We start from the raw sequence: 12,420 nt of genomic DNA on the forward strand, positions 1-12,420 counted from the left end.
CGGGTTTCGTATTTGCCGGCCAGCGGCCGGCACTACCAGACCGAAACATGACGGTAGTGCCGGCCGCTGGCCGGCAAACGCCAGGCTCGGCTACACCCCGGTTTCCACCAGATGGTCGATGAAACTGCGCACCTTCGGTGCCAGGTGGCTGCGGCTGGTATAGACCGCGAAGATGCCGATCGGGGCGGCCTCCCATTCGGGCAGCACGCGCACCAGCCGGCCATCGGCCAACGCGTCTTCCAGCAGGAAATCCGGCTGCAGGATCACGCCCATGCCGGCAATCGCCGCTTCGCGCAGCACGTCGCCGTTGTTGGCGTGCAGCAGGCTGTTCACCGCGACCTTTACTTCGCCTGCGGGCCCCTGCAACGGCCAGTGGTCGCCAGCGGCCCAGTAGCTGTAGCCCAGGCACGCGTGCGCCTGCAGGTCCTGCGGGGTCTGCGGGGCGCCGCGTGCGGCCAGGTAGGCCGGCGCGGCGCACAGGCTCACCCGCGATTCGCCCAAGCGGCGGGCGATCAGGGTGGGGCCCGGCTCGCGGGTGATGCGGATGGCCACGTCGTAGCCTTCCTCGACCATGTCCACCAGGCGGTCGGACAGGGCCAGGTCCAGTTCCACCTGCGGAAAGCGTTCGCGGTAACTGGCCAGCAGTGGGCCGAGGCGGGCGATGCCCCAACTGACCGGTGCATTGATGCGCAGCGTGCCGGAGGGCTCCAGCGCCTGCGCGCCGATGCTGGCCTCCAGCGCGTCGAACTCGGCCAGCAGGCGCACGCATTGGGCGTAGTAGGCGGCGCCGGTGCTGGTGGGGCTGACCCGCCGCGTGGTGCGATGGAGCAGGCGGGTGGACAAGCGCTTTTCCAGCGCGGCGACCTGGCGGGTAACGCCGGCGGTGGACATGTCCAGGGCCTGGGCGGCGGCGCTGAAGCCGTTGCGCTCGACCACCGCCACGAACACGCGCATCGCCTCGAGGGTGTCCATTGTTGCGCCTTCTGAAATAAATACGGTCAATCGATCGTATTTATCGGCCCGTGAAGGCGCAATAACCTGAGCCCACTCCCTTCAAGGTGCTTTCCGATGCACGCCACGACCGCTCCTGATTCGCCGCTGGCCCCGTATGGCGCCGCCCTGCTGCGCCTGGCCCTGGGCGTGCTGTTCCTGGTCCATGCGCTGACCAAGCTGCTGGAATTCACCCCGGCCGGCACGGCAGCGTTCTTCGAGTCGCTGGGCCTGCCCGGCGTGCTCGGCTACCTCACCATCGGCGTCGAGCTGGTGATCACTGTCGCGCTGCTGCTGGGCATCTATGCGCGCTGGGTGGGCCTGGTCGGCGTGCCGCTGCTGCTGGGCACCATCGTCACCGTGCACGGCGCCAACGGCTTCGGTTTCGCCAATGCCGGCGGCGGCTGGGAATACCCGGCGTTCTGGGCGCTGGCGCTGGTGGTGCTGTTCCTGGTCGGCGATGGCAAGTGGACCCTGCGTTCGCGCTGATCGCCGCCTGATCCTGCAACTGGAGAATTCCATGTCCCGCCTGCCTTCGCTGTACATCTCCCATGGTTCGCCGATGACTGCCCTGCATCCGGGCCAGGTTGGTGTGCGCCTGGCCGAGCTGGCGCGCGACCTGCCCACGCCGCGCGCCATCGTGATGGCCTCGGCGCACTGGCTGGGCCGGCAGCCGCTGGTCGGGGCGCATCCGCAGCCGCCAACCATCCACGATTTCGGCGGCTTCCCGCGCGCGCTGTTCGAACTGCAGTACCCGGCGCCGGGTGACCCGGCACTGGCCGAAGAAGTGGCCGGCCGCATCGCCGCCGCAGGACTGCCAGTGGCCATCGACCCGCAGCGTGGCCTCGACCACGGCGCGTGGGTACCGCTGCGGCTGTTGCGCCCGCAGGCCGACATCCCGGTGGTGCCGGTGTCGATCCAGCCGCTGCTCGGCCCCGAGCATCAGTTCGCGCTGGGCCGCGCGCTGGCACCACTGCGCGAACAAGGCGTGCTGCTGGTCGGCTCGGGCAGCATCACCCACAACCTGCACGACTGGGGCGACTACCAGGACGGCAAGGAAGCGCCATACGTGCGGCCCTTCATCGAGTGGGTGGAGCAGCGGCTGGCCGCTGATGACCGCCAGGCGCTGTTCGACTATCGCCGGCAGGCGCCATTCGCCGAACGTGCGCACCCGACCGACGAGCACCTGCTGCCGTTGTTCTTCGCGATGGGCGCGGCGGGCGAGGGCGGCTTCGGTGCGCGTCGCATCGATGCCGGCATCGACGCTGGCTTCCTGGCCATGGACCTGTACCGCTTCGATGGGGCGGCATGAGCCGGGGCTGACGCGCGGCGGCTCCCGTCGTCGCGGTCATGGCCGCATGTGGTAGTTTTTTCCGGGTTTCCGGCGCTGGCCTTCAAGCCGCCCCACGCGCCGCTTCCTGGAAGAAGCATGCATACCATTGAAGTCGTCCTGGCGATGCTGGTGGCCGTTGTCGCCAGCGGCTACCTGGTTCGCGTCCTGCCGTTCTCGTTGCCGCTGCCGCTGGTGCAGATCGGCCTGGGCGCGGTCATCGCCGGGGTGTTCAACCGCGGCCACGCGCTGGAGCCGGAAGTGTTCTTCCTGCTGTTCCTGCCGCCGCTGCTGTTCCTTGATGGCTGGCGCATCCCCAAGCAGGGCCTGTTCCGCGACAAGGGCGCGATCCTCGAACTGGCGTTCGGCCTGGTGGTGTTCACCGTCATCGGCGCAGGCTTCCTGATCCACTGGCTGATTCCGGTGATGCCGCTGGCGGTGTGCTTCGCGCTGGCGGCCATCGTGTCGCCGACCGATCCTGTGGCAGTGGGTGCGATCGCCTCCAAGGCGCCGATTCCCAAGCGCCTGATGCACATCCTGGAAGGCGAGTCGCTGCTCAACGATGCATCGGGCCTGGTCTGCTTCCGCTTCGCGGTGGCTGCGGTGATGACCGGCACGTTCTCGCTGGCCACGGCCTCGCTGACCTTCGTGTGGGTGGCGGTGGCGGGATTGGCGGTGGGCGTGGTGGTGACGCTGGGTGTGTCCACCTTCCAGCGCTGGCTGTGGCGCCGCTTCGGCGAGGAGCCGGGCGCGGCGATGCTGGTCAACCTGCTCATTCCGTTCGCGGCCTACCTGCTGGCCGAAGAGATCCACGCCTCCGGCATCCTCGCCGCGGTCGCCGCCGGTATCGCGATGAGCTACGTCGAGCTGACCGGCCGCGTCTCCGGCAGCATGCGCGTGCAGCGTGCCGGGGTCTGGAACATGCTGCAGTTCAGCTTCAACGGCATCATGTTCGTGCTGCTGGGCGAGCAGCTGCCCGGTATTGTCGAACGTGCCACCACCACCATGAACGAGACCGGCCACCAGAGCGCGTGGTGGCTGCTGGTGTACGTAGTGGTGATCAACCTGGCGCTGGTCGTGCTGCGCCTGCTGTGGGTGTGGCTGTCGCTGCGCTGGAACCTGCTGCGCGCGCGCCGCCGCGGACTGGAGCGGGGCGAAGCGCCGAACTGGCGCATCGTGGTGGCGACCTCGGTGGCCGGCGTGCGTGGTGCGATCACCCTGGCCGGCGTGTTGACCCTGCCGCTGTTCCTGCCTGATGGCAGTGCGTTCCCGGCACGTGACCTGGTGATCTTCCTGGCCGCCTCGGTGATCCTGTTCTCGCTGCTCGGCGCCAGCATCGCGCTGCCGCAGCTGCTGAAGGGCCTGCAGCTGCCGGCCGATTCGGGTGAACGCAAGGAAGAGGACCTGGCGCGCCGCCTGTCGTCGAAGGCGGCGCTGGCCGGGGTCGAGCGCATGCGCCAGCAGCTGGTGATGAACCAGAACACCGAGAACGTGCAGCTGTACAACGATGCCGCCTCGCGGGTGAGCCTGCTGTACCAGCGGCACCTGGAGAAGGACAACGACGGGCCCGACGTAGACCCGGAGAAGGTGCGGCGCATGGAGCTGGGCTACCGCCAGCTGCGCAGCGCCGGCCTCAACGCCGAGCGCGAGGAACTGTTCCGGCTGACCCGGCGCGGGGTGATCTCCGATGAGATCTCGCGGCGCCTGATCCGCAACCTGGACCTGCTGGAATCGCGCAAGCGCGAATGATGCCTGGGACCGGGCGTTGCTGACGCTGACGCGGATTCCGCCCTGGCATGTAGAGCCGAGCCCATGCTCGGCTACGCTTGCTTCAGGCGTCATGAACCCGGAACGAAAAGCAGCCGAGCACAGGCTCGGCTCTACATGCCGGTGCCGGTTATTCCGGTTTCTGGTCCAGGAAATACACCTCGACCTTGCCCTTGACCTTGATCGTCATCGGGTTGCCGCGGCGGTCACGGGCCTTGCCGGCCTGCACGCGGATCCAGCCTTCGCTGACCGAGTATTCCTCGACGTTGTCGCGCTCGATGTCGTTGAAACGCACGCCAACGCCGCGCTCCAGCGCCTGCGCATCATGGAAGGGGCTGGCCGGGTTGATCGCCAGGTGGTCGGGAGGGGTATCGCTCATCGCTTCATTCACAGTGACGGCCACCAAGGCCGGCTTCAGCGGCACAGGATAAACCGTAGAATGCCGACCTGCCCCAGAGGACGTTCCGCCATGCCCGACAACAGCGACTATTTCGACTTCGAGGAAGACATCCACGACTTCGACGAGGAGGGCTTCGAGGCGCGGGTCTGGAACCTGCTGGTGCTGATCAACCCGGGTGACGAAGAGTTGGCCCTGCAGCAGTTCAACCGCTGGCGCGAGCACCTGGCCGAGGACGGTCAGCCGCTGGAAGCGGACAGCGACTGGCTGCCGGCGCTGTTCACCGCCATCGCCTGGCAGTCCGGTTTCGATGTGGAGCGTGAGGACCTGGAGTCGCTGCAGTCGGCGGTGAACGAGCTTTCGGCGCGCTTCAACCTGCAGCTGGACTGGGGTGGCGACCTGGACGACGAGGACTTTGCCGAAGGCCTGGACGGCGTGCAGCTGATGGCCACCGCCTTCGACCGCCTGCGCGAGCACAACTACACGCTGTGGAGCGTGGATGCCGGCAGTGATGGCTTTACCGGGGTGATGGCGCTGACCCGCGACGATGACGCGATGCTTGCGCTGTGCTCGCTGCTGAACGTGGAAATCCGGCTGGGCAGCGACCCGTTCTGAGCGATGGGCCGATCCGCCGGGCACGACCCGGCGGCTTGATCCGCTGAGGACGACCCGACGGGGGTAGAGTCGACTGTCAGTCGACTATCGCGCGCAGCGCGGGGGTCTCGCGGCCGGATGGGAGAGCAGTCGACTAACAGTCGACTCTACCCCCGTCGGTGCCGGTTGGTGTCCGGCGAACCCGCGGCGTGGCCTACGGCCGGTACTGCGCCCGGGCGTTGGCAATCACCGCCTTGACCAGCTCGCGGTCGGTGTGCCGTGAGATCGCCCGGGCGCCGAGCGCGATGGCCTGTGCGCGCAGCCCGGCAGTGACATCGTAGTGGGCGCCGCTGGCCTTGTTCTGGAAGGCGCGCGGTGGAATGCCGAGCTGCGCGGCCATTGCGTGCAGCTCGGCCAGGGTGTCGGCCATCAGGTGCGCCCAGCGCTGTCCGCGCCAGGGATGCACTGCGTCATCGACGTAGACCGTCACCGCCGCGGCCGGTTCAGGCCTGCGGCTTGCTGTCGCTGTCAGCGGCCGGGGCGGCCTCGGCAGCGGCTTCTTCGGCCGCGTCGCCCTCGACGGTTTCGCCTTCTTCGCCTTCAGCAGCGTCGACGCCTTCGAACTCGGACACCAGCTTGTCCAGGTATTCGTCGGCGGTCTGCTCGGATTCGGCCGCCAGGGTGTCCAGCAGCTTCTGCAGCAGTTCGGAGTACTCCAGGTTGACCTTGCGGCCTTCCTTCTCCTGCACGTTGGCCAGGTGCTTGAGCATGGCCAGCATCGGCACCGGGTTCTCGGCGTTGCCCATGGTCTGGCCGCCGATGGCCAGCAGCCACTCACGGCCCTGCAGGCCGATGGCCGCCACCACCTGGCCGTCTTCGTTGGTCAGCACGGCATGGTTCTGCACCTGCTGCTGCGCGTTCAGGCGGAGGAACGGGCGCTTGCCCTGCTGCTTCTTGCGCTTGTCGCGCTTGGCCTTGGAGTTCTGGGACATGGGGGTGAGATCACCTGGAAACGGAAAGACCGCCATTGTAGCGGGTGCGGCGTGGTGCGCTCGCCCGGCATGGCCCTGTGGATTCGGACCAAGGCGCGCACCCACAGCTTATTCCGCTTGCCCCTGCGCGGCCTGCACGTCCGGGTCGGCGGTGGGCGCCGACAGCCCCACCTGGGGGCCGGCACCCGCCAGCGCTGCCTCCTCGGCGGCCTTGGTCATCACCACGATGCTGATGCGGCGGTTGATCGGGTTCTGCGGGTCGGCCTTGTCGAACAGCACCGATGAAGACAGGCCGACCACGCGGGTGATCTTGCTGTCCTCCAGGCCGCCGTCCACCAGTGCACGGCGTGCAGCGTTGGCGCGGTCGGCGCTCAGTTCCCAGTTGCCGTAGCCGCGTGCGGCCGAATAGGCGGTGATGTCGGTGTGGCCGGTCAGGCTGATCCGGTTCGGCACGTGGTTCAGGTAGTTGGCCAGCTCGTGCAGGATCTGTTGCGTGTACGGCTTCAGCGTAGCGCTGCCGAGGTCGAACATCGGCCGGTTCTGCTTGTCCACGATCTGGATGCGCAGGCCTTCCGGAGTCAGGTCCAGCAGCAGCTGGTCCTTGAACGGTTCCAGTGCCTGGCTCCGGCTGATCGCTTCCTGCAGCTCCTTCATCAGTGCTTCCAGCTGCTGCTTGTCGCGCTGCTGCTGGTCCACCGGTTGCGGCACTGCTTCCTTCTGGTTCTGGAAGGGATCGTTGCTGCTGCCCCGCGAGATGTCGGTGGCGCCGCCCAGCTTGATCATCGATGTGCTGGCGCCGCCCGGGCCGGCCATGCCGGGTGCCGGCGTGGCACTCTGCCCGCTCAGCGGGCTCGGGTTGCGGAAGTACTCGGAAATGGCCGCACGGTCGTTCTTGTTGGTGGTGGCCATCAGCCACAGCACCAGGAAGAAGGCCATCATCGCGGTCACGAAGTCGGCATAGGCCACCTTCCACGACCCTCCGTGGTGAGCGGCGTGGCCGGCCTTCCTGACCCGGCGGACGATGACGGTGGGCTTGTTCTCGGCCATGGCTTACTTGACCGTCTTCAGGTGCTGCTCGAAATCGGAGAAGGCCGGGCGCACGTTCGACGGTAGCGTCTTGCGGGCGAATTCCAGCGCGATCTTCGGGTTGTAACCGCGCAGGCAGGCCAGCAGGGCAGTCTTGACCGATTCGTAGATGCGGCTGTCCTGTTCGGCGCGGGCTTCCATCGCCGCCGCCATCGGGCCGACGAAGCCGTAGCCCAGCAGGATGCCGAGGAAGGTGCCGACCAGCGCACCGGCCACGTGGCCACCGACCTCGACGATGTCGCCGCCGATCGAACCCATGGTGATGACGATGCCCAGCACCGCAGCCACGATGCCGAAACCGGGCAGTCCGTCGGCGACCTTGGTCAGCACCTGCGACGGTGCCATGGCTTCAGCGTGGTGCTTTTCCAGCTCCAGTTCCAGCAGCGGTTCCAGCTCGTGCGGCTCGATGTTGCTGCCGATCATCAGGCGCAGGCAGTCGGTGATGAAGTCGATCAGGTGGTGGTCGGCCTGCACCTTGGGGTAATTGCTGAACAAGGCGCTCTCGGCCGGGCGTTCGACATGGTCTTCCAGTGCCATGAAGCCTTCGCGGCGCGCCTTGTTGAGCAGTTCATAGAGCAGGCTGAGGACATCGATGTAATCCTGCTGCTTGTAGCGCGGGCCCTTGAACACGCCGACCATGGCCTGCAGGGTCTGCTTGACCGTCTTGGCCGGGGTACCGACCAGGAACGCGCCGAGCGCGGCGCCGCCGATGATGACCAGCTCGTAGGGCTGCCAGAGGGCACCCAGGCGGCCGTGGGCACCGAGGTAGCCCCCGATCACGCTGATGATGACGACCAGGAATCCGACGATGATGAGCATGGGGCGACGCAGGGAGAGGGGATATCTCCTTGTCGGCCCGTCGCCCGGGTTTCTGAAGAGGGAATTCTGTGAAATCGGTCAGCGGGGTGTTTCAGCCGGCCACACCGGCTTCGGCGCCGCCACGCTGCAGCGGATCGGGCCAGGGCTCGCCATTGCCGACGAAGGAAAGTGAGACGGAGTTCAGGCAGTGGCGCTCGTAGGTGGGCGGCGGACCGTCCGGGAACACGTGGCCCAGATGGCTGCCGCAGCGCGCGCAGGTGATCTCGGTGCGGACCATGCCGTGGCTGGTATCGCGGATCTCGCGCACATGCGCCGGGTCGAACGGGGCGAAGAAGCTGGGCCAGCCGGTGCCGGAATCGAACTTGGTGCTGGAGCGGAACAGCGGCAGCGCGCACAGCCGGCAGCAGTAGACGCCCTCGCGCTTGTTGTCGAGGAACACGCCGCAGAACGGCGCTTCGGTGCCGTGCTGCAACAGCACGCGGCGTTCCTCGCTGCTGAGGCCGGCGACCAGGGTCTCGGTCTGGGTGGCGGTGGGGGGCGTCAGGTCGAAGGCGGTCATGGCGGCGCTCCGTGGGTCGATGGCCTGGGGATGCCGGAAAACGTGGGGGTGCCGGCGCGCGCTTGCAAGTGTGATGGCCGTTCATGGGTGGCACACGGGTGCGGGAGCAAGGTGGGTGTCATAGACGCCGGAGCGTGCCATGAAGCCGACCCTTCCCCTGCTGTTGATCGCCCTGTTGCCGGCACTGGCGCTGGCCCAGGTGCCCACCCCCGACCCCACGGCCACCCGCAGCGCGACCACCGTGGCGCCGCAGCCGGTGGCGCCACCGCCACAGGCGGCCCGGCCGCAGCCGCAGTTGCTGCCTACGCCGCAACCGGCGCAGCCGATCAAGTCCACCGGTCCGGCCCAGATCACGCCGCCGCCAGCACCGAGGCCGGCCGACAAGGTCTACGACCGCAACGGCCGCATCGTGCCCGGCGTGCGCCCGGCCGGCCCGAACCGCGTGTTCGACTCGCGCACCGGCCGCTACTACGACAGCGTGCCGGCCGGCGATGGCCAGCAGATCAAGCGCTGAACCCTGGTGCCACCAAGGTTGGCTGCTGGCTGGCGCTGAGCGGGCTGAACGCGCGAAAACAGCGTCCAGCCGATCACTGTTTTTTCGCCTGCGATTAACCGTTCCGGGGCCACCGTGGCCCTGCGCCGGCATCCCGCCGCCGCATGTCCTTCGTCCACTGGATCGCGACCATGAAAAACCAGCAGAACCGTCATCCCGGCAAGGAACCGCAGGGCCGCAACCCGCAGCAGCAACAGCAGCAGCAACAGCAGATGGAGCCGCAGCAGTACAAGGGCGGCAGGCAGCAGGAACAGCGCCCGCAGAAGCATCCGCAGCAGCGCTGACTGTCGCCATGATCGGGGCCAGAGCCCGCTGTACGGGATCTGGCCCCACCCAGCAGCAGCCTCAGTCCGGAATCGGCAGGCTCAGTGTTTCCTTCACTTCTTCCATCACGATGTAGCTCTTCGACTCACGTACATGCGGCAGTGTCAGCAGCGTGCTGCCGAGCAGCTTGCGGTAGGAGGCCATCTCGCTGATCCGCGCCTTCAGCAGGTAATCGAAGTCGCCCGATACAAGATGGCATTCCAGTACGTTGGGCAGCTTCAGCGCGGCGCGCCGGAACTCCTCGAAGATGTCGCCGGATTTGTACGCCAGGCTGATCTCCACGAACACCAGCAGGCTCGCTTTAACTGCGGCCGGGTCGAGGTGGGCGTGGTAGCCGGTGATCACCCCTTCGCGCTCCAGCCGGCGCACGCGCTCGGTGCACGGGGTGGTCGATAGGCCCACCCGCTCGCCCAGTTCGGTGAAGGAGATGCGGCCCTCGGCCTGCAGGATGCGCAGGATCTTGCGGTCGATCTTGTCCAGTTCGCGGATCCGGGTGGCCATGACCGTCAACCTTCGGGAGTGAATTGAAGTGGAACATCCTGCCGGTTGATTTCAAAACAGGCAAATCAACTGGGAATGGCTGTCTATACTTCCCCAATTATGGTCCCTGTGCGCTCCAGTGCAGGGAATGATCGGGTTGGAGAAGTCCCATGCGAGTCCTAGTTCTCGGCAGCGGCGTGATCGGTACCACCAGTGCCTGGTATCTGCGACAGGCCGGGTTTGAAGTCACGGTCATCGACCGCCAACCCGGCCCGGCGCTGGAAACCAGCTTCGCCAATGCCGGCCAGCTGTCGTTCGGCTACACCTCGCCGTGGGCGGCCCCGGGCGTGCCGAAGAAGGCTATCGGCTGGCTGTTCGAGAAGCACGCGCCGCTGGCGATCCGCCCGGGCATGGACCTGGCCCAGTACCGCTGGCTGTGGCAGATGCTGCGCAACTGCACCCACGAGCGTTATGCGATCAACAAGGCGCGCATGGTGCGCATGTCCGAGTACAGCCGCGACTGCCTGAACGAGCTGCGCGCGCAGATCGGCATCGAATTCGAAGGCCGCGACCTTGGCACCACCCAGCTGTTCCGCACCCAGCAGCAGTTGGATGCTTCGGCGCAGGACATCGAGATCCTGGCCCAGTACGGCGTGCCGTACGAGGTGCTGGACCGCGCCGGCATCATCCAGGCCGAACCGGCCCTGGCCCATGTCGATGGCCTGGTCGGCGCGCTGCGCCTGCCGCGTGACCAGACCGGCGACTGCCAGTTGTTCACCCGCCGGCTGTCGCAGTTGTGCATGGATGCCGGCGTTGAATTCCGTTTCGACCAGGACATCACCGGCCTGGAGTTCGATGGCGACCGCATCACCGGCGTGCGCATCGACGGCAAGCTGGAAACCGCCGACCGCTTCGTGGTCGCGCTTGGCAGCTACTCGCCAGCGCTGGTCGCACCGCTGGGGATGCGCCTGCCGGTGTACCCGCTGAAGGGCTATTCGCTGACCCTGCCGATTACCGACCCGGCGATGGCACCGACCTCGACCATCCTCGATGAGAGCTACAAGGTGGCGGTGACCCGCTTCGACGACCGCATCCGTGTCGGTGGCATGGCCGAAGTGGCCGGCTTCGACCTGTCGCTGTCGCAGCGCCGTCGCGAGACCCTGGAACTGGTGGTCAGGGATCTCTATCCGAAGGGCGGCGACCTGTCGCGCGCGCAGTTCTGGACCGGCCTGCGCCCGGCTACGCCGGACGGTACGCCGGTGATCGGCGCCACGCCGTTCCGCAACCTGTACCTCAACACCGGACACGGCACGCTGGGCTGGACCATGGCCTGCGGCTCGGGCCGCTACCTGGCCGACCTGATGAGCGCGCGACAGCCGCAGATCAGCACCGAAGGCCTGGATATTTTCCGCTACGGCCAGTACGGTCACGCGCCGCAACACGAGAACCGCACATGCGTCCTGCCCGCGCGCTGATCGATCTGGGCGCCCTGCGCAGCAATTACCGCCTCGCCCGTGAACTGGGCGGGGGCAAGGCGCTGGCGATCATCAAGGCCGATGCCTATGGGCATGGCGCGGTGCGCTGTGCGCAGGCGCTGGAAGGCGAGGCCGATGGCTTCGGCGTGGCCACCATCGAAGAGGCATTGGAGCTGCGCCAGGCCGGCATCCGTGCGCCGATCCTGCTGCTGGAAGGCATCTTCGAGCCGAGCGACATGACGCTGGTGGCCGAGCATGACTTCTGGTTCGCCGTCGGTTCACCGTGGCAAGTGGAGGCACTGGCGGCGTTCGACAGCCCGCGCCCGTTGACGGTGTGGCTGAAGCTGGACAGCGGCATGCACCGCCTCGGCCTGGACGTGGACAGCTTCCGCGCGGCGCACGCGCGCCTGTCGGCGCTGCCGCACGTCGAACGCGTCGTGCTGATGACCCACCTGGCGCGTGCCGACGAGCTGGACAGCGAACGCACCCACGAACAGGCGGCGACCTTCGCCCGCGCCATTGATGGACTGGCAGGCGAGACCAGCGTGTGCAACTCGCCTGCGCTGCTGGGCTGGCCGGATGTGCGCAGTGATTGGGTGCGCCCGGGCCTGATGCTGTACGGCGCCAACCCGCTGCCGGACAACACCGTGTTGACCGAGCGGCTGCGCCCGGTGATGACGATGCAGTCGAAGGTGATCGCCGAGCGCTGGATCGAAGCCGGTGAACCGGTGGGGTATGGCGCGCGTTTCGTGGCCAAGGCGCGCACCCGCGTGGGTGTGGTCGCGCTTGGCTATGCCGACGGTTATCCGCAGTTCGCCCCCAATGGCACTCCGGTGCTGATCGACGGCCAGCCCGGTGCGCTGATCGGGCGCGTGTCGATGGACATGCTGACGGTGGACCTGACCGCGCATGCGCAGGCCGGCATCGGCAGCGTGGTGGAACTGTGGGGTTCTGCGCCGACCCTGTCGGAGCTGGCGCCGCGCTGTGGCGTGAGCGCCTACCAGCTGCCGTGCGCGGTCAAGCGCGTGGCGAAGGTGTACGTGTAGCGCCGAGC

The 12,420-nt window shown here is 67.4% G+C and carries 16 protein-coding genes; 8 read left to right on the top strand and 8 right to left on the bottom strand.

Annotated elements, in window-relative coordinates; translation table 11 throughout:
• Positions 1-90 precede the first annotated feature (90 nt).
• Positions 91-972, bottom strand: a complete 882-nt coding sequence (locus AC5P9W_RS11655; protein ID WP_021204372.1) for a LysR family transcriptional regulator — start codon at positions 970-972, stop codon at positions 91-93.
• A 96-nt stretch (positions 973-1,068) separates the two neighbouring features.
• Here AC5P9W_RS11655 and AC5P9W_RS11660 point away from each other — a divergent pair, with 96 nt between their 5' ends.
• The 3 genes from AC5P9W_RS11660 to AC5P9W_RS11670 all read left to right on the top strand — a co-directional run bounded on the left by AC5P9W_RS11660 (position 1,069) and on the right by AC5P9W_RS11670 (position 4,069).
• Positions 1,069-1,479 (top strand): DoxX family protein, encoded by a 411-nt coding sequence (locus AC5P9W_RS11660; protein ID WP_188250013.1) that lies wholly within the window; start codon positions 1,069-1,071, stop codon positions 1,477-1,479.
• Between the two features lie 31 nt (positions 1,480-1,510).
• Entirely contained in the window at positions 1,511-2,302 is a 792-nt protein-coding gene (locus AC5P9W_RS11665; RefSeq protein WP_134734983.1) for a DODA-type extradiol aromatic ring-opening family dioxygenase, read from the top strand.
• 117 nt (positions 2,303-2,419) lie between these two features.
• A complete protein-coding gene (locus AC5P9W_RS11670) occupies positions 2,420-4,069 on the top strand; it encodes a Na+/H+ antiporter (RefSeq protein WP_188250014.1) in 1,650 nt (549 codons plus the stop codon).
• 148 nt (positions 4,070-4,217) lie between these two features.
• Here the strand turns inward: AC5P9W_RS11670 and AC5P9W_RS11675 are convergent, their stop codons facing one another.
• The gene (locus AC5P9W_RS11675; RefSeq protein WP_026347120.1) at positions 4,218-4,466 is read right to left on the bottom strand and encodes a DUF3297 family protein; all 249 of its coding nucleotides are present in this window, start codon (positions 4,464-4,466) and stop codon (positions 4,218-4,220) included.
• 90 nt (positions 4,467-4,556) lie between these two features.
• Between AC5P9W_RS11675 and AC5P9W_RS11680 the strand changes: the two genes are divergently transcribed.
• Entirely contained in the window at positions 4,557-5,099 is a 543-nt protein-coding gene (locus AC5P9W_RS11680) for a DUF6630 family protein (protein ID WP_019660910.1), read from the top strand.
• A 193-nt stretch (positions 5,100-5,292) separates the two neighbouring features.
• On the opposite strand, the gene AC5P9W_RS11685 is transcribed toward AC5P9W_RS11680, so the two are convergent.
• The 5 genes from AC5P9W_RS11685 to msrB all read right to left on the bottom strand — a co-directional run bounded on the left by AC5P9W_RS11685 (position 5,293) and on the right by msrB (position 8,534).
• Positions 5,293-5,568, bottom strand: a complete 276-nt coding sequence (locus AC5P9W_RS11685; protein WP_019660911.1) for a DUF4031 domain-containing protein — start codon at positions 5,566-5,568, stop codon at positions 5,293-5,295.
• Between the two features lie 13 nt (positions 5,569-5,581).
• Positions 5,582-6,070, bottom strand: a complete 489-nt coding sequence (locus AC5P9W_RS11690) for a hypothetical protein (protein WP_188250015.1) — start codon at positions 6,068-6,070, stop codon at positions 5,582-5,584.
• A gap of 108 nt (positions 6,071-6,178) precedes the next feature.
• Positions 6,179-7,117, bottom strand: a complete 939-nt coding sequence (gene motB / locus AC5P9W_RS11695) for a flagellar motor protein MotB (RefSeq protein WP_019660913.1) — start codon at positions 7,115-7,117, stop codon at positions 6,179-6,181.
• A 3-nt stretch (positions 7,118-7,120) separates the two neighbouring features.
• Complete coding sequence (gene motA / locus AC5P9W_RS11700; RefSeq protein ID WP_019660914.1) at positions 7,121-7,975, bottom strand: flagellar motor stator protein MotA; 855 nt, start codon at positions 7,973-7,975, stop codon at positions 7,121-7,123.
• Between the two features lie 91 nt (positions 7,976-8,066).
• Positions 8,067-8,534 (bottom strand): peptide-methionine (R)-S-oxide reductase MsrB, encoded by a 468-nt coding sequence (gene msrB, locus AC5P9W_RS11705; protein ID WP_180832579.1) that lies wholly within the window; start codon positions 8,532-8,534, stop codon positions 8,067-8,069.
• Positions 8,535-8,673: 139 nt separating this feature from the next.
• Between msrB and AC5P9W_RS11710 the strand changes: the two genes are divergently transcribed.
• Together AC5P9W_RS11710 and AC5P9W_RS11715 are read left to right on the top strand one after the other, a co-directional pair.
• Positions 8,674-9,048: a hypothetical protein gene (locus tag AC5P9W_RS11710; protein WP_021204376.1), complete on the top strand. Its 375-nt coding sequence runs from the start codon at positions 8,674-8,676 to the stop codon at positions 9,046-9,048.
• Between the two features lie 143 nt (positions 9,049-9,191).
• On the top strand, positions 9,192-9,371 hold the full coding sequence (locus AC5P9W_RS11715; protein WP_197575638.1) for a lana protein: 180 nt from the start codon (positions 9,192-9,194) through the stop codon (positions 9,369-9,371).
• Between the two features lie 61 nt (positions 9,372-9,432).
• Here the strand turns inward: AC5P9W_RS11715 and AC5P9W_RS11720 are convergent, their stop codons facing one another.
• Positions 9,433-9,912 (bottom strand): Lrp/AsnC ligand binding domain-containing protein, encoded by a 480-nt coding sequence (locus tag AC5P9W_RS11720; RefSeq protein WP_019660918.1) that lies wholly within the window; start codon positions 9,910-9,912, stop codon positions 9,433-9,435.
• 149 nt (positions 9,913-10,061) lie between these two features.
• On the opposite strand from AC5P9W_RS11720, the gene AC5P9W_RS11725 reads away from it, so the two are divergent.
• Together AC5P9W_RS11725 and alr are read left to right on the top strand one after the other, a co-directional pair.
• A complete protein-coding gene (locus AC5P9W_RS11725; protein ID WP_058980697.1) occupies positions 10,062-11,366 on the top strand; it encodes a D-amino acid dehydrogenase in 1,305 nt (434 codons plus the stop codon).
• A complete protein-coding gene (alr, locus tag AC5P9W_RS11730; protein WP_019660920.1) occupies positions 11,345-12,412 on the top strand; it encodes an alanine racemase in 1,068 nt (355 codons plus the stop codon). The genes AC5P9W_RS11725 and alr overlap by 22 nt, the downstream gene beginning before the upstream one ends.
• Positions 12,413-12,420: the final 8 nt, after the last annotated feature.

The sequence above is a fragment of the Stenotrophomonas sp. YJH_SMC_33 genome, from assembly GCF_059372295.1.